21 protein-coding genes are annotated in these 20,311 nt (G+C 41.9%); 6 read left to right on the plus strand and 15 right to left on the minus strand.

Annotation, left to right across the window (positions count from 1 at the left end; all coding sequences use genetic code 11):
• The first annotated feature begins 64 nt into the window (after positions 1 to 64).
• A complete protein-coding gene (locus CKK33_RS12520) occupies positions 65 to 874 on the plus strand; it encodes an SDR family oxidoreductase (protein WP_158223435.1) in 810 nt (269 codons plus the stop codon).
• A gap of 5 nt (positions 875 to 879) precedes the next feature.
• Positions 880 to 1,368: a methylated-DNA--[protein]-cysteine S-methyltransferase gene (locus tag CKK33_RS12525; RefSeq protein WP_095704427.1), complete on the plus strand. Its 489-nt coding sequence runs from the start codon at positions 880 to 882 to the stop codon at positions 1,366 to 1,368.
• Here the strand turns inward: CKK33_RS12525 and CKK33_RS12530 are convergent.
• The 8 genes from CKK33_RS12530 to CKK33_RS12565 all read right to left on the minus strand — a co-directional run bounded on the left by CKK33_RS12530 (position 1,352) and on the right by CKK33_RS12565 (position 10,682).
• A complete protein-coding gene (locus CKK33_RS12530; protein WP_095704428.1) occupies positions 1,352 to 3,301 on the minus strand; it encodes a response regulator in 1,950 nt (649 codons plus the stop codon). The genes CKK33_RS12525 and CKK33_RS12530 overlap by 17 nt on opposite strands.
• Positions 3,302 to 3,308: 7 nt before the next feature.
• A complete protein-coding gene (locus tag CKK33_RS12535) occupies positions 3,309 to 3,908 on the minus strand; it encodes a chemotaxis protein CheB (RefSeq protein WP_255404598.1) in 600 nt (199 codons plus the stop codon).
• The gene (locus CKK33_RS12540) at positions 3,898 to 4,728 is read right to left on the minus strand and encodes a protein-glutamate O-methyltransferase CheR (RefSeq protein ID WP_095704430.1); all 831 of its coding nucleotides are present in this window, start codon (positions 4,726 to 4,728) and stop codon (positions 3,898 to 3,900) included. The genes CKK33_RS12535 and CKK33_RS12540 overlap by 11 nt, the downstream gene beginning before the upstream one ends.
• Before the next feature lie 13 nt (positions 4,729 to 4,741).
• Entirely contained in the window at positions 4,742 to 8,185 is a 3,444-nt protein-coding gene (locus CKK33_RS12545) for a response regulator (protein WP_095704431.1), read from the minus strand.
• 95 nt (positions 8,186 to 8,280) lie between these two features.
• Positions 8,281 to 8,598: a hypothetical protein gene (locus CKK33_RS12550; protein WP_095704432.1), complete on the minus strand. Its 318-nt coding sequence runs from the start codon at positions 8,596 to 8,598 to the stop codon at positions 8,281 to 8,283.
• A gap of 112 nt (positions 8,599 to 8,710) precedes the next feature.
• The gene (gene gldC / locus CKK33_RS12555) at positions 8,711 to 9,040 is read right to left on the minus strand and encodes a gliding motility protein GldC (protein ID WP_095704433.1); all 330 of its coding nucleotides are present in this window, start codon (positions 9,038 to 9,040) and stop codon (positions 8,711 to 8,713) included.
• Between the two features lie 9 nt (positions 9,041 to 9,049).
• Entirely contained in the window at positions 9,050 to 9,355 is a 306-nt protein-coding gene (locus CKK33_RS12560) for a hypothetical protein (protein WP_095704434.1), read from the minus strand.
• Positions 9,324 to 10,682 carry a DEAD/DEAH box helicase gene (locus CKK33_RS12565; protein WP_095704435.1) on the minus strand — a complete coding sequence of 453 codons (1,359 nt, stop codon included), beginning with the start codon at positions 10,680 to 10,682 and terminating at the stop codon, positions 9,324 to 9,326. Before CKK33_RS12565 ends, CKK33_RS12560 begins: the two co-directional genes overlap by 32 nt.
• 148 nt (positions 10,683 to 10,830) lie before the next feature.
• On the opposite strand from CKK33_RS12565, the gene CKK33_RS12570 reads away from it, so the two are divergent.
• On the plus strand, positions 10,831 to 11,463 hold the full coding sequence (locus CKK33_RS12570) for a hypothetical protein (RefSeq protein WP_095704436.1): 633 nt from the start codon (positions 10,831 to 10,833) through the stop codon (positions 11,461 to 11,463).
• Between the two features lie 52 nt (positions 11,464 to 11,515).
• Positions 11,516 to 12,850 carry a dihydroorotase gene (locus tag CKK33_RS12575; RefSeq protein WP_095704437.1) on the plus strand — a complete coding sequence of 445 codons (1,335 nt, stop codon included), beginning with the start codon at positions 11,516 to 11,518 and terminating at the stop codon, positions 12,848 to 12,850.
• 1 nt (position 12,851) lies between these two features.
• Here CKK33_RS12575 and CKK33_RS12580 read toward each other — a convergent pair whose 3' ends face one another.
• Positions 12,852 to 13,436, minus strand: coding sequence for a riboflavin synthase (locus CKK33_RS12580; protein ID WP_095704438.1), 585 nt, complete (start codon positions 13,434 to 13,436; stop codon positions 12,852 to 12,854).
• A 99-nt stretch (positions 13,437 to 13,535) separates the two neighbouring features.
• Entirely contained in the window at positions 13,536 to 14,288 is a 753-nt protein-coding gene (locus CKK33_RS12585; protein ID WP_095704439.1) for a hypothetical protein, read from the minus strand.
• Positions 14,289 to 14,494: 206 nt separating this feature from the next.
• Here CKK33_RS12585 and CKK33_RS12590 point away from each other — a divergent pair, with 206 nt between their 5' ends.
• Positions 14,495 to 14,950, plus strand: a complete 456-nt coding sequence (locus CKK33_RS12590; RefSeq protein ID WP_095704440.1) for an NUDIX domain-containing protein — start codon at positions 14,495 to 14,497, stop codon at positions 14,948 to 14,950.
• 1 nt (position 14,951) lies between these two features.
• Here CKK33_RS12590 and accC read toward each other — a convergent pair whose 3' ends face one another.
• From accC to CKK33_RS12605, 3 genes are all read right to left on the minus strand, one after another.
• Positions 14,952 to 16,433 (minus strand): acetyl-CoA carboxylase biotin carboxylase subunit, encoded by a 1,482-nt coding sequence (gene accC, locus CKK33_RS12595; protein WP_095704441.1) that lies wholly within the window; start codon positions 16,431 to 16,433, stop codon positions 14,952 to 14,954.
• Between the two features lie 230 nt (positions 16,434 to 16,663).
• Positions 16,664 to 17,158 carry an NADH-quinone oxidoreductase subunit B gene (locus CKK33_RS12600; protein WP_095704442.1) on the minus strand — a complete coding sequence of 165 codons (495 nt, stop codon included), beginning with the start codon at positions 17,156 to 17,158 and terminating at the stop codon, positions 16,664 to 16,666.
• Positions 17,148 to 17,759, minus strand: coding sequence for an NADH-quinone oxidoreductase subunit A (locus CKK33_RS12605; protein ID WP_095704443.1), 612 nt, complete (start codon positions 17,757 to 17,759; stop codon positions 17,148 to 17,150). The genes CKK33_RS12600 and CKK33_RS12605 overlap by 11 nt, the downstream gene beginning before the upstream one ends.
• Here CKK33_RS12605 and CKK33_RS12610 point away from each other — a divergent pair.
• Positions 17,758 to 18,972, plus strand: coding sequence for an NAD(P)/FAD-dependent oxidoreductase (locus CKK33_RS12610; RefSeq protein WP_095704444.1), 1,215 nt, complete (start codon positions 17,758 to 17,760; stop codon positions 18,970 to 18,972). The two genes, CKK33_RS12605 and CKK33_RS12610, sit on opposite strands and share 2 nt — an antisense overlap.
• Here the strand turns inward: CKK33_RS12610 and CKK33_RS12615 are convergent, their stop codons facing one another.
• On the minus strand, positions 18,973 to 19,860 hold the full coding sequence (locus CKK33_RS12615; RefSeq protein WP_095704445.1) for a Nif3-like dinuclear metal center hexameric protein: 888 nt from the start codon (positions 19,858 to 19,860) through the stop codon (positions 18,973 to 18,975). It lies immediately after the preceding gene.
• A gap of 1 nt (position 19,861) precedes the next feature.
• Complete coding sequence (locus CKK33_RS12620) at positions 19,862 to 20,242, minus strand: VOC family protein (protein ID WP_095704446.1); 381 nt, start codon at positions 20,240 to 20,242, stop codon at positions 19,862 to 19,864.
• Positions 20,243 to 20,311: the final 69 nt, after the last annotated feature.

The raw sequence follows: 20,311 nt of genomic DNA on the forward strand, positions 1-20,311 counted from the left end.
GACTTTCCGACTCATGGACCTCCGGATTTTTCTGACTTCCCGACTAAAAACTTACCTTAGCAACATGGATAATTTGCGGTTAAATAATAAATGGATATTGGTTACGGGTGCATCATCAGGGCTTGGGCAGGAAATGGCCCGGCAACTGGCTACCCTGCACAAAGCCAATTTGATTATTGCCGCCCGCCGTGCGGATAAACTGGAACAACTTAAAACCGAACTGGAAAAGAATACCGGTGTGCAAGTAAAAGTTGTAGTGGCCGATCTATCAACCATTGAAGGTGCCGACCATGTTATTGAAGAAAGCCTTGGCAATGGCGACTTATATGGTGCCATACTTAATGCCGGCGTCACCTATTTTGGCCGCCACTCACAATTACAATGGGATAAGTTTGAATCCATTTTAAAGACCAATGTTGTAGGTGTAGTACGCATGACCAACGCTTTGGCCAATCACTTTGATAAAAGTAAACAGGAAGGCGGCTTGATGCTGGTATCAAGCATGGCAGGTTTTTTCCCCGTGCCTTATCAAACGGCTTATTCTGCAACTAAGGCTTTTATTAATGCGTTTGGTAATGCACTGCATAACGAACTGACCAATCCTAATTTTTCGATAACCGTGTTTGCTCCCGGCGGCATAGCTACAGAGATGACGCACGGTGCCGAGTTTGGTGAATTACAGGGCTGGTTAATGCCGGTACAACAAGCCGCCAAAGAGGCCATACATGCATTTACTACGCGCAAATTCAACTATGTGCCGGGGTTGATGAACCGTTTAGGTAAAATGTTTATGAAGTTTTTACCTGCAAAATTCATTGGTGGGCGCATGAGTAAAGTTTATTTGAAATCGTTGTTAAAGAGCGAACAACAATAATCAACATGGCAGAGGTTTACTATTTGTCGCCCTTAGGCATTACACACATTGTAGAAGAAGATGGATTTATAATTAAAGTATCTATTCGCGATGAGGAAACCCTTACGCCAACAATTACAGAAGTTGCAGTACTTAACCTGGCCATAAAACAATTGGAGGAATACTTTGCAGGCAGCCGAAAAGAGTTTGATCTGCCATTAAATCAACCGGGCTCTGATTTTCAAAAAACTGTTTGGCAGGAATTGCTAAAAATACCATACGGCACAACTATTACTTACGGACAGCAGTCGCAGAAAATGCAAAACCCGCTGGGTATACGTGCAATTGCCGCGGCCAACGGGCGTAATAATTTATGGATAATTGTGCCATGCCATCGCGTTATTGGCAGCAATGGCAACTTAACAGGGTATGCCGGCGGCTTATGGCGCAAAAAATGGCTGCTTGAACATGAAGCCAAAGTATGCGGCGTTGGGCAAACTACACTGGCATTTTAGGCATAACCCTTCCCTTCAAAAGCTTACTTATTTTATTATGTAGCTCCTGTGCCTCAAATGGCTTAGGCAATACGTCATTCATACCTGAGGAGATAGCCTCTACCTGCTCATGCTCAAATGCCGAAGCAGACAATGAAATAATGGGTATACTACGCTTCGGCTCCTCAAAATCCATACGTATGATACGCGCTGTTTGGTAGCCATTTAATGCCGGCATATGAGTGTCCATCAGTATCAGGTCAAAATCCTGCTCTTTTAATTTTTCAATGGCCTTGTAACCATTATCAGCCACCTCAAACTCAATATTCCAATCTTTAAGCATTTTGGTAACCATAAATTGGTTAATCATATTATCTTCAGCCACCAGCACCCTTGTACTAACAAAAGGTGCAAGTTTGGAGCTTTTTTTTATAACCTTGGGCTCGGTAACCTGTTGAGAGATGGTAAACCAGTTAGTAAAATTGAATATACTCCCCTCACCTACCTTGCTACTCACGGTAAGGTCACCGCCTTTAAGCTCGACTAAACGTTTAACTATCGTTAATCCCAAACCCGTACCACCATATTTATTCGCAGTATCATCTTCAGCTTGCTCAAAAGATTCAAAAATCCGACTAAGGCGGGCTTGCGGTATGCCTATACCTGTATCTTCCACACTAAACTTTAGCTTCACCTTACTATCCTCTGTCTTTTGCAATACGGATACTACAAGTTTTACATACCCCCTATCGGTAAATTTGATAGCGTTACTTAACAGGTTCATCAGTATCTGATTTAATCGCAATGAGTCTAAAAGCAATGTTTCAGGTACATCATTATCTATTTCAAGTAGAAATTCTAAATTTTTCTCGTCGGCCTGATATTTCAGCAACCCATGTACTGAATTAATAATGCTGCGTACATTATTAGGTGTAGGTACAATACTAAATTTACCCGCCTCTATTTTTGACAAGTCAAGTACATCGTTAATTACCCCGAGCAATGATTTTGAAGATGTTTCCAGCATACTAAGCAAATTTTTTTGCTGGTCATTTATCGGAGTTTTATACAGTAAATTGGTAAGGCCAATAATACCGTTAACAGGGGTACGTAATTCATGGCTCATGTTTGCCAAAAATGCTTCTTTTACCTTTTTACCATATTCGGCTGCTTCCTTTGATTTGATAAGTTGTTGCTGATAACTCTTTTGGGGCGAGATATCACTGATATTCATAAAAATGGTGCGTGCCCGGTAAGATATTCTGCACTCAGTCCATATAACGCTCTTATTAAAAGTATTAAACTGAAATTCTGCTACAGACATGGCTACGTTATCTTTTATAATTTCACCAAGTTTTTTCCGAAAAGCCGTCTGATCTCCCTCTATTGCTAAATCAACGATACTTTTACCTAAAGCCTCTTGTGCAGTGTATCCTAAAATAGTTTCTACAGCTGGATTAATGCTCTTTATTCTCAGGTTATCAGCGTTAACTGAACATATAATGTCCGCGCTGTTTCTTACCACCATAGCATAATTCTGCAATTCGTCATTTTTATGCTTAATTTCCTCCTGCGTGCGGGCGAGCTGTATAAACGCGTCAACCTTTGCTGATGTTATGTAAGGGTCAAGTGGCTTATAAAGATAATCTACCGCACCGGCGCCAAAACCTTTAACAGCATACTTGGCTTCCTTGGATATTGCGGTGACAAATATTACCATAATATCTTTGGTGCGAGGGTTGGACTTTAGCATTTCTACCAGCTCAAAACCATCCATTTCTGGCATCTGTACATCTACCAATGCTATGGATATGTGGTTTTCCCAGGCTATTTTTAACGCGTCGTTAGGCGAAGTAGTGGTAAAAAGCTTAATATCATTACGCTTAAGAAGTGCCTCAAGAGCAATAATATTCTCCTCTTTATCATCAACAATCAGGATATTGACAGGATTCATTTATAAATCAGGTATCAGGTGGTGTTTCTAATAATTTAAAAATATCAGTTGTTGAGAGTACATATTCTGCTGCGTGCATATCAATGGCTGATTGGGGCATTTCAGTCATTTCTGCTTCAACGGGGTTTTGTGCAATTGTTAACGCTCCGCTTTGACGCAATTTCAACAATCCTGACGCTCCGTCCTGGTTTGCGCCCGAAAACAGGATGGCGGTAACCTGGTCTTTATATATTTCAGCCACACTCTCAAAGGTTACATCTATAGATGGTTTTGAAAACCATACCGCCTCTGATACATCCAGGCTAAAAAATCCCTGTTTCTCAACAAGTGTGTGATAATTTGCAGGTGCTACGTAAATTGTGTTTATCGCTATCGGTTCCTTATCACTAATTTCTCTAAGGCACATACGGCTGTTTTCAGCAAACAGTTTTTCAATTTCGCTGAAAAAATTTTTTTTACGATGAATAATAATAATTACTGTTTTGGAACATTTAGCCGGTAGCAATTTTACTATACGGTATAACAATTTAAATGAACCTGCCGAGCCACCCAGAAGTAATATTCGAGAGCTTTGCCAACGGTGGATTATATGATCATCAAGAGCCAATTTTTTGGTATATATTTTCCTTTTGATTGATTACCTTGAACTTTTTGCGAAAAATATCTGAGCGAATAGTTTCTTTATTCCCCAGGCATAGGTAACCAAGCGGACACAGGCTATTATAAAATAAATCGAGAATACGATGTTGCAGTTCTGTTTCAAAGTAGATGAATACGTTACGGCAACTTATTAATTGAAATTCGTTGAATACCGTATCAGAAATAAGGTTGTGAACAGAAAATAATGTATTCTGCTTTAGCTCGCTATGTATGGCTGCAGCGTCATACATCATAGTAAAATGATCAGTTAAAGACCCTGGTAAACCGGTAAACAAATAGTTTTCGGCGTAACTTTTTATTTTACGCAAGCTGTAAATACCTTTTTTGGCATAGTTTAACACCTCTGTATTAATATCTGTACCATATATAAAAGAACGTTTCAACAACTTTTCTTCATTCAACAATATGGCAAGTGAATAGGCCTCTTCGCCCGTTGAACAACCGGCACACCAAACCTTAATATGCTGATAAGTGGATAAATAAGGTATTACCTGGGTATGTAAAGATTTGTAAAAAGCCGGGTCGCGAAACATCTCTGTAACGTTTACCGTAATTTCTTCCAAAAACTCCTGAAAGAAGCCGGGATCATTTATCAACAGATGCTTCAGATCATAAAACTCCAGCTTCTTAATCATCATTACCCGGGCAATGCGTCTCCTGAACGAAGCTTCGGTGTAATCGCTGAAGTCAAACCCGTGTATCTTTTTTACAATATCTATCAGTTCTGTTAACTGGGCATCTGTTAAACTCTCTTTAGCATCAGGCATATTCTTCTATCAACTATCCGTCGAGCCATAATTGCATTAAGGATATCAGCCTGTCCATATCTACCGGCTTAGTGATATAGTCATTGGCCCCGGCCGCAATACACTTTTCGCGGTCATCCTTCATGGCCTTGGCGGTTAAGGCAATAACAGGAAGTTTTGCCCATTTGTTTTGCTTTCTTATTTGCCTTGTTGCCTCGTAACCATCCATTTTAGGCATCATGATATCCATGAGTACGATCTCAATATCGGTTACTTCTTCCAGCTTAGCAAGCGCCTCTTCTCCATCATTAGCGATCTCAACAACCAAGTCATAGGTTTCAAGAGCGCTGCTTAATGCAAAAATATTGCGCATATCATCATCTACAATAAGTACTTTTTTACCCTTGATAGCATCTTTTCCTTTAGTGGTCATTTTTTGTTTCGGCTGATTATTGTTAACGGCTTGCGGGGTATTTTCACTTATTTTATTTAAAAAGAGATTCACTTCATCAATTAACCTGTCAGATGACTTGCTTGTTTTAACAACCATTGCATTTGCATACTGCATTAAGCGGTTAACCGAGGTTTTGTCCAGTTCCATTGCTGTGTTAATGATAACCGGCAATGAAATAAATTGATCAACCGCTTTGATCTTATCCAGCAGGTCGAGCCCGGAAATGTCCGGCAGATTAAGGTCTAAAATCACACACTGATATTCGTGCTCGTTCAGCATTTTAAAGGCCGATTCTCCATCAAAAGCCTGATCCACTGTTATACCCTGGCTTTGCATCAGATCTTTTAGCGCCTGGCTTTGCGCCTTGTGGTCTTCAACCAATAGTATTTGTGTAAACTTAGTACCGCTGCGAGCCATAATATCACCGAATAACTTATCAAGAGTTTCGGTATTTACCGGCTTTTTAAGGAAACTTATCGCTCCTTCTTTGCGCACCCGGTTGGCGGCAGCTTCGCCCGCAGACATCAGGTGCACAGGGATGTGCGCGGTTGCTTCGTCCTGCTTTAGCTCTTTTAATATTTGCCAACCGTCTTTTCCTGGTAGCATAATATCTAATATCACAGCATCGGGCTGCTGCTCTTTTATCACCTCAAAAGCATTGGTTCCCTCGTTAACCATTACTGGTTCAAAACCATGATCACGGGCGTAATCCTGTAAAATTATCGCAAAATTAGGATCATCCTCAACAATTACTACAAATGGATCACGATCTGTCGCTGTTGTCTTTTGAGCAACAGGTTGTGGGGTACTTGGCCGCGACATCGGTTGGTAAGTTTCAACTGTTGGCAATACCTCTTCGTCGCTGTTTTCAAATTTCACTTCAAAAGGCAATGTAAGTACAAATTCGCTACCCACACCAGGTTCACTCGTAAGCGTAATATAACCACCCAATAATGCGGCTAACTCCCTGCTAATGGATAAACCGAGACCTGTACCGCCATACTTACGACTGGTAGAACCATCAGCCTGCTGGAAGGCTTCAAATATGATACGTTGTTTATCTGCCGGTATGCCTATGCCGCTATCCTTGATTTTAAAGCTTACTGTTTTAGGACGTGGCCCTGCTACAGCTGTTACGCTTATACTGCCACCCTCAGGGGTAAATTTAAAGGCATTGGAAAGCAAGTTTTTAATCACTTGTTCTACCCTAACCTTATCGGTACTAATCGCTTGCGGAACATCAGACGATCCGGTTTTAAATTCGATCTTTTTATTTATGGCAACCTCTGCGAATAATGATTGCATATCGCTCAATACCTCAGATATGCTTACTTCTTCGGTTTGCATATCCAACTTACCGGATTCAATTTTCGACAGATCAAGGATATCATTGATCAACGTAAGCAAGTCATTACCCGCGTTAAATATCACACTGGCATACTTGATCTGATCTTCAGAAAGGTTAGCCGGTTTATTATCTTTAAGTATGCGCGCCAGCACCAATATACTGTTTAGTGGCGTGCGCAGCTCATGACTCATGTTAGCCAGGAATTCTGATTTGTATCTGCCTGTTGTTTCCAGCTCATTTGCTTTTTGAGTGATAGACTGGCGTGCTTCCTCTATTGCCTGGTTCTTTTCTTCTAAAAGACTTGCTTTTTCTTCCAGTTCGGCATTAATAGTACGTAACTCCTCCTGCTGAACGCGTAACTCTTCCTCTGATGCCTGCAGCATTTCGGTTTTGTTCATGAGTTCCTCATTGGTAACGCGCATTTCTTCCTGCTGCGCTTCTAATTCCTCAGCCTGCTGTTGAGTTTCCTCAAACAGGTCATGCATAATAGTGCGTGCCTGAGCCGTATTTACGGCAATTGCAATATCATTGGCCACACGCTCTATGTAATCTTTTACATGTGCCGGTATTTGGCCACTAAAACCCAGTTCTAAAACACCTTTGAGCTTTTTATCAAAAAGAAATGGAACAATGAAAGTTTCTATATACCCATCCTGAATGATTGACGATTCAATTTGTAAACCATCATTAAGTTTACCGCTTATAATTGCCGACTTTTCGTCTTTAGCAGCTTGCCCCACCCAACCTTCAGAAATACGAATAGACTGCTTGATTTTATCCGGATCTGAAAACGCGTATGAGGCATGAAGTTCAAGTATTTCTTCACTCTCATTTAGTAGATACATGGTACCCGTAAGCGCACCCGAGTATCTGCTAAGCTCGGTAAGGATGTTGTTACTTAATTCCTTTTCGCTTTGCTGCCCCTGCATCTTATCGTTAAGAACAGCGGTTCCGGTGAGCAGCCAATTTTTGGCTTCATTTTCCTCAAGTACTTTTTCAAGTTCAATATTGGCAAGTCTTACTTCTTCCTCTATTTTTTTCTGTCGGTTGAAAGTAGCCTGAATGTAGTAAAACATCAGGATAACGATGGCCATAAACAGTATGCAGCCAATTACAATAACTACAATTGCCTGCCGGGATGCCCTTTCAGAAGCGGCTTTCCTTTCATCAAGCAGGGAGTTCTCAGAATTAATTAAACGGTTATTGATACCTCGTATACTATCCATGTTCTGCTTTCCGCCCAAAAACATCTTATGAGCCACCATATACTCAAGGCCCATTTTATCGCGTGTATCAATGTTGTTTTTTAAAACCTGCAACTGGCGATTTACAAGGTCCTTCAACGTATCAATACGCTTAGTCTGTGCCGGGTTATCAGAAACCAGGTTACTCAGTTGGTATAAATTTTCGGTTATACGAGGTACCGCGGAGTTATAAGGATCAAGAAAAGCTTTATTAGCTGTTGCGCCGTAACCCCGCATACCAGTTTCACCATCAATAAGAAGTTGCAGTATCTCATTGGAGGTTTTAATAACCTTTTGGGTGTGATTGACCCATACGGTATCATCCTCTAATTGCTTTATACTGCTAAAAGAGAGTATGCCAACTAATAACACAAGCAAAACGGATATACCAAAACCCGTTAGGACCTGGTTACGAAAAGAAAGCTTGAACATAGGTTAGATTTGGTTATAGTAGTGCAAATATGTTAAAATAAATGTGTACACAAAACACTTTCAGCACAACAAATACGCAGATAGGAAATTTTAAATTACTGTATGTTAACAGCTTTTCTAAAACCTGTAGCACCCGCAAGTGAAAGTAAAGCGCCGGCAAATAGCAAATACCACCCCCACTTGAAGGCTATTTGTCGTGATAGAAAGCCACTGATGCCTTTAAACGGTATAAAGCCAAAAGTTGTTTTTACCTTAAACACAGCGGCTATAAACAATAAGGTTACTAAAGCAACAGAAGCCCAGGCAGCAATACGTATTACTTTTACCTGGTTGAGTACGGTGCAAAGTATACCAATTACCCCAACCAGCAGCAACGCCATACCATAGGGTTGATTAAGCTTGTAAACATTCATATTGAACAAATGAAACGGCCTTAACAACGGGCAAAAGGTAGCTACAATTAATATAACAAAGCCGAGTAGAGCTAATAATGAAGGAAGGCGCATAAACAAAGCGATAGTTAAATTATTGCCTAATTTCCATTTTATCTGCAAAATGAGCACAATAATCGCGCAGATCTTCTACAATATTATTTTCGCCCGTTGCCCGCAGAAAGGTATCGCCCATAGTTTGCAGCGTTTCGTAGAAAAATCGTTTCATCTCGTCAACCGGCATATCCTTGGTCCAAAGGTCAATTTTCATGGTGTTTCTGTAACTCGGGTCCCAAACAGATAGCATCATGGCTTTTACAGGCACCGCGTCTTCGCCTTTTGCATCGGTTGATTGCCATACAATTTTTTCAGGAACATTATTATCGTCGAGTGTTACAGTTAGCTTAATTTCAGCAGTTTTCATTTAAAGTACTTATTTAACAAGGAAAAATATAATCAGCACCAAAGTTATAAAGCTAAGCTCTACAATCCAGAGGTTTTTGGTAATGGTAAAAAAATTACGGAAAATAAGATCCAGGAATGACACAACGAAACCAAACAGGATAAATATCCAGGCAACGGTTGTACTCCAGTTGCCATTGGGCATGCCTGTGATTTTTACTCCGCTTACGAAAATATAACCGGCCGCGATAAAGAAAAATGCTGTGGCAAAGTTTAGCGGACTAATGCGGAATTTGCGTTGTAGGTTATTTTCTGCCTGATCTTTTATTTCCGCCATATTGTTTAGATGGTTTTTTATTGTTGGGGTTATTTGGATTGCGCTTAGCTTTTGCAGCTTTAAATTTTTTATGCTGGCTGGCTGATTTTTTCTCGTGGAACGCTCCTTTAAAATCAGGATCTTCCTTGCGCTTCTGCATATCAATTTCACGGGCCTGATCCTGCCGTTCCTGGTAAGGGGTTTCCTCAATGAAAACCTCTGCCGGTATATCACGCACAGGGATAGTTTGCCTTATGAGTTTTTGTATTTTGTTAAGGTAATAATCCTCTGCAGGTGTGGCAAAGGTTATGGCTACGCCACTATTAAATGCCCGCCCGGTACGGCCTATGCGGTGTACATAGTCTTCGATAACTACCGGAACATCAAAGTTTATCACATGACTTACATCACTCACATCAATGCCGCGCGAAGCTACATCTGTGGCTACCAGTATCTTTACCTCATCGTTTTTAAAAGAATTGATACTGTTGATCCGTGTATTTTGCCCCTTATTAGCGTGCAGTACTTTTACCTCAGCCTCACCGAACTTACGCGACAAAAACTTAAAAATATCTTCGGCAACTACTCTCGTCTTGCAGAAAACAATCAGCTTTTTAATATCATCTGTGTGATCTAACAAATGCTTGAGGAGATTTACTTTAGTCTTTACATTGGGCACTTTATAAAGCTGTTGTTCAACAGTTTCAGCAGCGGTTGCCTGCGGAGTTACCTCTATTATTGTTGGAAATTCGAGAAAGTTACCGGCCAAATTATGCACTTTATCGCTCATGGTGGCAGAGAACAACAGATTCTGGCGTTTTACGGGTACTACCTCCAGTATCCGGTTGATCTGTGGCATAAAGCCCATATCCATCATCTTATCTGCTTCATCAAGTACCAGCGTCTGTAATTGCTTGGTAACAATGTGGCCAGCCAAATAAATATCCAAAAACCTGCCAGGCGTAGCCACTATAATATCAACACCTTTACTTACCTGTTCTATCTGCGTTTTAGGGCCTATACCTCCAAATAGTACCACAGTGCGTAAATCGGTATTAGTTGCAAACGTTCTTATGTTTTCTTCAATTTGCATAGCCAGTTCGCGTGTAGGCGAAACTATTAACGCCCTGGGATTTCCTCCCTGTGCATACTTAAGTTTCATAAGCAAAGGCAGCACATAAGCAGCTGTTTTGCCTGTACCTGTTTGCGCTATGCCCATTACATCCTGTCCGTTCAATATAGGCGGTATAGCTTTTTGCTGTATAGGTGTTGGCTGGCTGTAACCGGCATCAGAAATGGCATTTAATATTTGCCGGTTAAATTTAAAATCATCAAAAGTTTCTGCCATAGCCGCAAAGATAATGATTAACGACTATAGATGTACTTTGATAGATTATGATTACTATTTCGCTGCTTCTTCAATAAAATTCAAATACTTGCCTTATTAATAGTTTCACTTTATACTTTTGGCTTTTATAAACCCCTGATAAATACGCATGAAAAAAACTCTACTTGCAGCACTTCTGTTATTCTCGTTATCAAGTACCCTATTGGCGCAAACCGGCGAAGGCTATAAATATCTTGGCGGAAGCATATACTTGAACTATAACCGCGACGGCAATACCACCAATTACACATATCCTACCGGCAATGTTGTTTACACCCAGGAACACTTATTAAACCTGAATATAAGCCCGGAATTTGGCTTTTTTATGAGTAAAAACTGGGCACTGGGTATACAACCGGGTTATACCCGCGCATCCGGCAGAGAGGTTTCAAACTTTTATTCTAACCAAAATAGCGCTTCTAACTTCACTACGGTTAACAGTTTCCATACCGATTATATAGGGCTGGCGGTGAATTTGAGGTATTACTGGATGTTTAACGATAAAGTGGGGATATTTCCACAGTTCGGTGTAAGCACGTCGCATATACTCAACGATTTTGGTAACGGCGGTTTAACTATCGGAGGAACACCTAACGTAGTATTTTTCCCCACTCCTAAGCTGGGCGTAAACATGGGTTTTGGCAATGCCAGTTATTATTATAATTACCGAAGCGGTAATACCGTGGTTAACTTGAGTGTAAGTAATAGTTTTAATTTCGGTTTAAATTATTACTGGCGTTAATTGTCCTGATACCACGTATCATTTTCTATCAAGTATTATTTAACTTTATCGTATGTCTTCTATCCTTATAAAAGCAGCCAACATAGTTAATGAAGGTAAACAATTTACCGGTGATGTATTGATAAAAAACGGCTTTATTGACCGTATTGACGGCGCTATAAACACAACTGCCGACCGTGAGATAAACGCGGAAGGTTTATATCTTTTACCCGGTGCTATTGATGACCAAGTGCATTTTCGTGAGCCAGGTTTAACACATAAAGCCGATATTTATACAGAATCGCGCGCGGCGGTAGCAGGTGGTATTACCTCGTTTATGGAAATGCCCAATACGATCCCCAATACGCTTACCCAGGAACTGCTTGAAAATAAATATCAGATAGCAGCGCTGAACTCTCCGGCCAATTACTCATTTTTCATGGGTGCTTCAAATGATAACCTGGACGAGGTTTTGCGTACCGATGAAAAGAACGTTTGCGGGGTAAAGGTTTTTATGGGATCATCTACCGGGAATATGCTGGTAGATAATCCGAACACTCTTGAAAACCTGTTTGCCAAATGCCCCATGCTAATTGCCACACATTGCGAAGATGAAACTACCATTAAGCGCAATCTGGCACATTACCGTGAACTGTTGGGGGACGATATTCCCGTAAGATACCATCCGATCATAAGGGACGAAGAAGCATGTTATTTATCGTCGTCGATGGCGGTAGCATTGGCTAAAAAACACAATACACGTTTGCATATCCTGCATATATCTACCGCTAAAGAAACGCATTTGTTTTCAAATGATATTCCACTGGCCAACAAGAGGATAACCGCTGAAGCATGTATTCATCATTTATGGTTTAGCGATGCAGATTACGAAACAAAAGGCAATTTTATAAAGTGGAATCCGGCAGTTAAAACCGCTAACGATCGCGATGAAATACTAAAAGCAGTACTGGATGGCCGTATTGATGTAATAGCCACCGATCACGCACCGCATACGATCCTGGAAAAACAACAACCCTATCTGCAAGCACCTTCCGGCGGGCCATTAGTACAGCATGCATTAGTGGCTATGCTCGAACTATACCATCACGATAAGATATCATTACCGCAGATTGCCGAGAAAATGGCGCATAATGTAGCCACCATTTTCCAGATAGAAAAACGAGGGTTTATTCGGGAAGGTTACTGGGCCGATCTGGTATTGGTTGATCTGAACAAACCATGGCAGGTAAACAAAGAAAACCTTTTATATAAATGCGGATGGTCACCTTTTGAGGAAACCATTTTCCGCTCACAAGTGATGAGCACCATAGTTTCGGGTAATTTGGTGTATGAAAACGGCCGGTTTAACAATCAAAAAAGCGGACAAAGATTAAGCTTTAACAGATAAATCACCTGTTCATTAAGCGGGCTACATACTTACCTATAATATCAAACTCAAGGTTTACAATGCTACCTTCGCGTACTACATGCAGGTTGGTATGCTCATAGGTGTAAGGTATTATGGCTACGGAGAAATAGCCAGGTCCTGAATTGACTACCGTTAAGCTAATACCATTAACGCAAATTGATCCTTTTTCAACGGTAACATTACCCACCGACGCATCGTACTCAAAGGTGTATTCCCAACTGCCGTTAAGTTCAGTGTAACGGGTACAAATAGCTGTTTGATCAACGTGCCCCTGAACAATATGCCCATCAAGGCGCGCGTTCATCACCATACAACGCTCCAGGTTTACCGGATCACCAACATGTAATTGACCTAAATTAGTTTTATTAAGTGTTTCTTCTATAGCGGTAACCGTATAACTCTGATCGGTAACGCCAACTACAGTCAGGCAAACACCGTTATGTGCCACTGATTGATCTATTTTTAGTTCGTGCACAATTGGCGCTTCAACGGTGATATGCAGGTTGCCTTGTTCTTTTTTTAAGTTGGCTATTTTTCCTAAAGTTTCTATAATTCCGGTAAACATGTTCAAAAGTAATGCTTTTGCAACGCCCTATTGTTAATTAAACATCATAAAAAAAGCGGGTTGTAGTTGCCCGCTTTATATTTTAAATCTAAAAAAAGCTTATTGTATTTCAATGGCAAAGCTTTTGCCGCCGAAAGTGACTTGTGCCTTATGATTACCCAAAAATGTTATGGTGCCGGTAAAGCTAAAAGCCTTACCTACATTTGTTCCGTTCGATACAAATTCAGCTGTTCCGGCAGTAATATCAAATGGTTTAGTTGTAGAATCTATAATCAAACCTTTTAAGTTATAAGCGTTATTCTGAACGATAGTTTCAGTGTCTTTTTTTGTAGTGATTTTATAAACAGAGTTTTGGCTTCCATCAACCTGCATTTTAGAAAATTGGGCAGCCAGGCCCTTTAAGGTGTAATATTCTTTAACGCTGATATCGTAAGTTGAATATGGGTTAAAGCCTGTGTTTACGTAATTACCCGTATAAGTGTAACCGTTAGGCGTATTGTTTTCACAATTGATCACATATTTAAATGAGCCGGTCATTACATCTTTTACAGAATCACCTTTAGTAAAAAGATTATCAAAAGGTTGCTCTATGAATTGCCCGCAGGTAAGATCGTTTATCTTTTTACCATCACGAACGCTGTTTGCAGCAGGTACACCGGCTGTGGTTTTGCTGGCAACAGTATTACCAAGCGCTTTGTAAAGGTTGTTAGCCAATTGCGAGGCAAACTGGGCATCTTTGTTAATAGTAGTGGTAACAGTAGAAACTTTAGTTTCTTTTTTACAAGCGGAATAAATGGTGATAGCCAAAGCGGCTAACGCAAAGAAGGTGAGTGTTCTTAATTTCGTAAGCATACGTAATAAGGTTGATTTATTGTTTATGCAAAACTACTCATTTATAACAAATTATGTAGAGTGATTTTCACTTTACTGAAACAAAATATCTCATAAAGAAATAAGAAAATTGATTGTGAAAAATTAATCTATATTTAATCACACAGAAGACGGGCAATCTTGTTCAATCAGAATATTTTAAACTATACTTATCAATATGTTAATGTATGAATAAGCAGAGTGCTGGTTTACTACTTTTCCGTAATACAACTAAAGCTACAGAGGTTTTCCTTGTGCATCCCGGCGGGCCGTTCTTTGCTAAAAAAGATAATGGCTCATGGTCAATCCCCAAAGGTGAGTTTAACGATGATGAAGATGCCCTGACAGCCGCAAAGCGTGAGTTTAAAGAAGAAACAGGCAAACCAATTGATGGCAACTTCATCAAGCTACATCCCATCAGGCAAAAGAGTGGCAAAACGGTAAATGCCTGGGCGGTTGAAGGCGATATAGACCACACCAATATCACCAGTAACACCTTTGAAATAGAATGGCCGCCACGATCAGGCAAGCGTGCAACATTCCCCGAGATCGATCGTGCCGGGTGGTTTACCTTACAGGAAGCAAAAGAAAAACTTATATTAGCCCAAATAAAACTGGTAGAAGAATTAGAAAGTATCCTTTAACTTACAGGGCCCTTCTGTTCTTTACCCAATTGCTTTCCGCAACGCCCACAGTTTCAGCAACGGCAACTTTTTTGTTATTCAGCAGGCGTTCCATCAGTAGGGCGGCTATTTCTGCTTCATCCGTATCCTCGGTGTTAAGTACGTCCGGGGTAAAATACTTTTTAACGAAATGTGTATCAAAGTTACCCGAAGTAAATGCCTCGTGCTGCATCACAAACTTACCGAATGGTAACGTGGTGGTTATACCCGTGATGATATACTCGTCAATGGCCCTTACCATGCGGTCGATAGCTTCTTTACGGTCTTTACCGTAAGTGATAAGCTTGGCTATCATTGGGTCATAATAGATGGGTATTTCCATGCCTTGCTCAAAGCCATCATCCACCCTAACGCCGGGCCCTTGTGGCGTTATATAGGTTTGAAGGGTGCCAATATCCGGTAGAAAGTTGTTGGCGGGATCTTCGGCATATACTCGCAGTTCCATGGCGTGGCCTTTTATTTTCAAGTCCTCCTGCTTAAAGCTGATGGCATAGCCGCGGGCAATGTTTATCTGCTCTTTTACCAGGTCAATACCGGTGATCAGTTCAGTCACCGGGTGTTCTACCTGCAGCCGGGTATTCATTTCTAAAAAATAGAAATTGAGCTGATCATCCATAATAAACTCTACCGTACCGGCGCCTGTGTAGTTTACCGAGCGCGCAACATCAACTGCGCAACGGCCCATAGCTTCGCGAATCTCTGGTGTTAAAACTGACGAAGGCGCTTCTTCCACCACCTTCTGGTGGCGGCGCTGTACAGAGCAATCGCGCTCAAACAAGTGCACGATGTTTCCATGAGTATCCCCTAATACTTGTATCTCGATATGCCTTGGCGATGATACGTACCGTTCAATGAAAACAGAACCGTCGCCAAACGCTGATGTAGCCTCAGATACGGCCAGATTCATTTGTTCTTCAAAATCAGCTTCGCTTTCTACTATGCGCATACCTTTGCCCCCACCACCGGCTGCGGCTTTGATCAGTATGGGGAAACCTACCTCAACCGCGCGCTGCTTGGCTTCGCTGATGTCGGTGATAGCTTCCTCGGTGCCCGGCACCATTGGAATGTTGTATTTTAAAGCTGCCGCTTTGGCTGATAGCTTATTACCCATTACTTCCATGGCCTCCGGTGATGGACCGATGAGAATAAGTCCGGCCTCGCGCACCAGTCGGGCAAAGGCAGCATTCTCGCTTAGGAAACCATACCCTGGATGTATGCCCTCTGCGCCTGTTTGCTTACAGGCCTCAATGATCTTGGCACCTACCAGATAAGACTGGTTAGATGGCGCAGGACCAATACAAACAGCCTCATCTGCGTAACGTACGTGCAACGCATCACGGTCGGCTTCAGAATAAACGGCTACGGTTTTAATGCCCATTTCACGGGCCGAACGCATTACACGCAGCGCAATTTCGCCGCGGTTGGCTACCAATATCTTTTGCATACTTAACAAATGTAGTTAAAGTAAATGCAGATAAGAACCCTTCATGTCAATTCTCTCCATACTCTTTCGTGCGCCATTCTGAGGAACGTAAGCAACGTAGCAATTGAATAAAGTGCGGCTCTGTTATCGAGGATTGCCATGATATCGCTCGCAATGACGTTGCGAGGGGTTGCGGGTTCACATTGACAGCATAAGACGTATGAGCGTTTACAGGAAAACAGCCGATATATTTAGCTTACTTTAGAGCCGGCAATAATGTGTTCTTTCTCTATTTTCTTTTGTAGCTCCAGTATGGCGCCGATAAGTGCCTCCGGGCGAGGCGGGCAGCCTTGCACGTAAACATCAACTGGTATTACCCTATCCACACCTTTCACCACATGATAACCGTGCTGCCAGTACGGACCACCACAGTTAGAGCACGATCCCATCGAGATCACATACTTTGGATCGGGCATTTGTTCGTAAAGTCGTTTGATACGCTCGGCCATTTTAAAGGTAACGGTACCTGCAATAATGATCACATCAGATTGTCGTGCTGATGGCCGTGGGAATACACCAAAACGGTCAAGATCATAAGTTGAGGCCATTGCACCCATCATTTCAATAGCGCAGCAGGCAATACCAAAACTCATGGGCCATAATGATGATAGTCTTGCCCAATTGAGGAGGTCATCCAGTTTAGTGACCATTATGCCACCATTTTCACTTGTGGTGTCAGGCATCATTGGCAGGCTTTTTAAAAATTGGTTTAAACATAGGTTTGCGTGGCTCTGTAGTGGTATCGGCGGTTGCCGGTTTGTCGGTAGCAGTAGCGGGTACGAGCTCCGCATTAAAATCGCGCACTTTAAACTGGCCTTGTAGGGCATTCACCTGTTCGTATAAATTACGCGGTATTTTAGTAGTGCTGCGCGGTATGTTTAGTTTTGGTTTTATCCAGTTAAGATCGCCCTTAACCCACACGTACGCCAGGCCAAGTATCAGTATCCCCAAGAAAATAAACATTTCTGTGAGCGATATCCATCCCCAGCGGCTATCGGCAGCTATGAGTTGCTTATCGCCAAAAACAGTTGCCCACGGGAAAACAAATACCATCTCAACATCAAACAGCAGGAAAACCAAAGCAATTACATAGAAACGGGAATTGAAGGGCAGCCAGGCATTTCCGGTTGGCTCCTCGCCACATTCGTAAGTACTTAGCTTCTCGGGGTTGGGGTTACGCGGCGACAAAAAGCGGTTCAAGAAGAATAAACCACCTATGGCAACAGTACCTGTAATTAAAAAGATAAGTATCTTTCCAAATTCTGATATTTGCGCAACACCATCCATGACGGCAAATTTAACAAAACAAACCCATTTTGATGCTATAATAATTGGCGGCGGTGCCTGCGGACTCATGTGTGCCGTGCAAGCCGGCTTTTTGGGAAAACGAACACTGGTACTGGAAAAGAATGACCGCGTAGGTGCCAAAATACTCATCAGCGGCGGTGGCAGGTGCAACTATACCAACCTGCATACTACGCACAAGCAATTTATATCCAATAATGAGCATTTCAGCCGCTCGGCGCTGGCGCAATGGACTGTTGATGATACCATTTCTTTTTTTGAAACCTACGGCATTACAGGAAAGGAAAAAACATTAGGTCAACTATTCCCGGCTACCAACAAGGCTAAGGACATTGTTGAAGTGTTCACCGGTTTATGTAACGACCTGGACCAGCACATACTATGTAACACCGAAGTTACTGCCGTACGCCAAACTGCTAATGGTTTTGAGGTAGATACGCTGCACAATAACCGACAGGAAACTTTATTTGCTATGAAAGTAGTTATTGCCAGTGGCGGCCTGCCTATCTCCAAATTGGGTGCTTCAGATCTTGGATTGCGCGTAGCGCGAAGTTTTGGCATGAAAGTTACCACAACCTCGCCTGCCCTGGTACCGCTAACCATTACTGGTAAAGACCAACCATGGTATGAGCAACTATCCGGCAACAGTATATTTTGCCGGGTTTGGAACGATAGGGCAAGTTTTGAGGAAAATATCCTGTTTACCCACTGGGGATTAAGCGGACCGGCCATCCTGCAGATATCATCCTACTGGAAACCCGGCGAGTTAATTTACATTAACATGCTGCCCGGCCAGGACATTGCTGAACTCATAACCAGCGAACGCGAACAAAACGGCAAAAAATCATTGCTGAATTACCTTGCGGGATTGTTCACTAAAAAATTTGCTGATGCACTTAGCGGGCGTTTACCGGTAAATAAAAATCTGGCATCATTATCAAAAACCGACCTGGAAAGTATTAGCAGTTTGATACATGAGTTTAAAGTTAAACCGGCAGGTACTAAAGGTTACGATAAAGCAGAAGTAATGACCGGAGGCGTTAATACCGATGAGCTATCATCAAAAACCCTTGAAGCAAAAAAAATTCCCGGCCTGTTCTTTGGCGGGGAATGCGTTGATGTTACCGGATGGCTTGGTGGTTACAACTTTCAGTGGGCATGGGCAAGCGGCTTCGTTATTGCGCAGAACATTTAATCACATCCATTTAAATGGCTCACCAGATGAAATGTGAGTAACCTGAACGCCTTTCAGTTTTGGCTGCAGCCATGTAGCAAAATACTCCATACCCGGCTCCTCGCTAAAGGCATGCCCAAGAACTATTAATGCCTTTTTGTGTCCAAACAAATTACTATCTCGCATAAATTCAGCTGTCTCCCATTCCGACATTTCGCCAATTATTAGTACATCCGGGTCATCTTGTACTACTGCCGTCATCTGCCGCTTACCTCCCGCCGATCCGGGCAACACAACAACCTTCCTGCATATTTGCTTAACATCGCCAACTACGCGTAAATGCGGTATGCCAAGAGATCTTTTCAGATGCGCCACCAGTTGCTGCACACTTTGCGGAGGCAAACTGAGGCTGTAACCCTTATTACCGTAATATTTAGCCCAGCCGGTTTTTTGTAAAAAACCAATGCCTACAGGGTCGGGATTCATGGCGTGTAACCCATCATGAAAACGCCAGACAGTTATCTTGTACTGGTCCAACAGATCAAGTTTTTCTTTAACAATTGGGTTGTTGGCCACTAAGTTTTTATCATCCGTATGGTTATAAAACGTAGGCTCATGCGCGATGATGAAATTTGCATTTAGTTTGGCAGCTTGTTTTATCACATCTACGGTAGCAAACATAGTGGTGACGATACCGGTAACTGTTTGCCCGGCATCTCCGGCCTTTATCGTGTCAACCGTATTTGCTGATGGTGTAATATTGCCATCCTTATAAATAATATCGATTACCTGTTGAACAGTGTACACTTGAGCAAATGGTACAGACGCAAAACCAGGTATAGCTCTAAAGGCTGCCAATGTGCCTGCAAGGGTTGCCGTTTGGGTGATGAATTTTCTGCGAGTAGTCATATTAATTACCAATGTCTTCCCATAATTCAATGGCGTTTCCTTCCGGATCAAGGATGTGCACAAATTTTCCGTAATCGTAAGAGGCTATTTCATCGATTACAGTAACCCCATCCTTTTTTAATTGCTCAACCAAAGCCTCCAGGTTTTCAACCCGGTAATTGATCATGAAGTCTTTTTTCGATGGCTCAAAGTATTTAGTATCCTCCTTAAAAGGTGACCATACCGTTGTACCTTCTTTTTCCGGTTCGTCGGCATCCCGCCATTTAAACATAGTACCATATGGCTCAACCGGCAGCCCCAAATTATGTGCATACCATTCGTTCATCTTTTTGGGATCCTGGCACTTAAAAAAAATGCCGCCAATGCCTGTGACTTTTTTCATGGTTGGTGTTATTGTTAAGGTTTGTGTTTAGCTTTTATGAAAAAAGCACCCTTTAAGGTGCTTTTGTAT

Origin of the sequence: Mucilaginibacter sp. MD40 (genome assembly GCF_002288635.1) — a bacterium.
Lineage (GTDB): Bacteria > Bacteroidota > Bacteroidia > Sphingobacteriales > Sphingobacteriaceae > Mucilaginibacter.

Bases quoted from the DNA above. Each gene is read 5' to 3' on its own strand.
- CKK33_RS12605 (WP_095704443.1), bottom strand. From the start codon at position 17,759: ATGGATGGTGTTGCGCAAATATCAGAATTTGGAAAGATACTTATCTTT.
- CKK33_RS12615 (WP_095704445.1), bottom strand. From the start codon at position 19,860: ATGACTACTCGCAGAAAATTCATCACCCAAACGGCAACCCTTGCAGGC.
- CKK33_RS12540 (WP_095704430.1), bottom strand. From the start codon at position 4,728: ATGCCTGATGCTAAAGAGAGTTTAACAGATGCCCAGTTAACAGAACTG.
- CKK33_RS12565 (WP_095704435.1), bottom strand. From the start codon at position 10,682: ATGGCAGAAACTTTTGATGATTTTAAATTTAACCGGCAAATATTAAAT.
- CKK33_RS12525 (WP_095704427.1), top strand. From the start codon at position 880: ATGGCAGAGGTTTACTATTTGTCGCCCTTAGGCATTACACACATTGTA.
- CKK33_RS12570 (WP_095704436.1), top strand. From the start codon at position 10,831: ATGAAAAAAACTCTACTTGCAGCACTTCTGTTATTCTCGTTATCAAGT.
- CKK33_RS12545 (WP_095704431.1), bottom strand. From the start codon at position 8,185: ATGTTCAAGCTTTCTTTTCGTAACCAGGTCCTAACGGGTTTTGGTATA.
- CKK33_RS12550 (WP_095704432.1), bottom strand. From the start codon at position 8,598: ATGAATGTTTACAAGCTTAATCAACCCTATGGTATGGCGTTGCTGCTG.
- CKK33_RS12590 (WP_095704440.1), top strand. From the start codon at position 14,495: ATGAATAAGCAGAGTGCTGGTTTACTACTTTTCCGTAATACAACTAAA.
- accC (WP_095704441.1), bottom strand. From the start codon at position 16,433: ATGCAAAAGATATTGGTAGCCAACCGCGGCGAAATTGCGCTGCGTGTA.
- CKK33_RS12560 (WP_095704434.1), bottom strand. From the start codon at position 9,355: ATGGCGGAAATAAAAGATCAGGCAGAAAATAACCTACAACGCAAATTC.
- gldC (WP_095704433.1), bottom strand. From the start codon at position 9,040: ATGAAAACTGCTGAAATTAAGCTAACTGTAACACTCGACGATAATAAT.
- CKK33_RS12600 (WP_095704442.1), bottom strand. From the start codon at position 17,158: ATGATGCCTGACACCACAAGTGAAAATGGTGGCATAATGGTCACTAAA.
- CKK33_RS12585 (WP_095704439.1), bottom strand. From the start codon at position 14,288: ATGCTTACGAAATTAAGAACACTCACCTTCTTTGCGTTAGCCGCTTTG.
- CKK33_RS12620 (WP_095704446.1), bottom strand. From the start codon at position 20,242: ATGAAAAAAGTCACAGGCATTGGCGGCATTTTTTTTAAGTGCCAGGAT.
- CKK33_RS12520 (WP_158223435.1), top strand. From the start codon at position 65: ATGGATAATTTGCGGTTAAATAATAAATGGATATTGGTTACGGGTGCA.
- CKK33_RS12530 (WP_095704428.1), bottom strand. From the start codon at position 3,301: ATGAATCCTGTCAATATCCTGATTGTTGATGATAAAGAGGAGAATATT.
- CKK33_RS12575 (WP_095704437.1), top strand. From the start codon at position 11,516: ATGTCTTCTATCCTTATAAAAGCAGCCAACATAGTTAATGAAGGTAAA.
- CKK33_RS12610 (WP_095704444.1), top strand. From the start codon at position 17,758: ATGACGGCAAATTTAACAAAACAAACCCATTTTGATGCTATAATAATT.
- CKK33_RS12580 (WP_095704438.1), bottom strand. From the start codon at position 13,436: ATGTTTACCGGAATTATAGAAACTTTAGGAAAAATAGCCAACTTAAAA.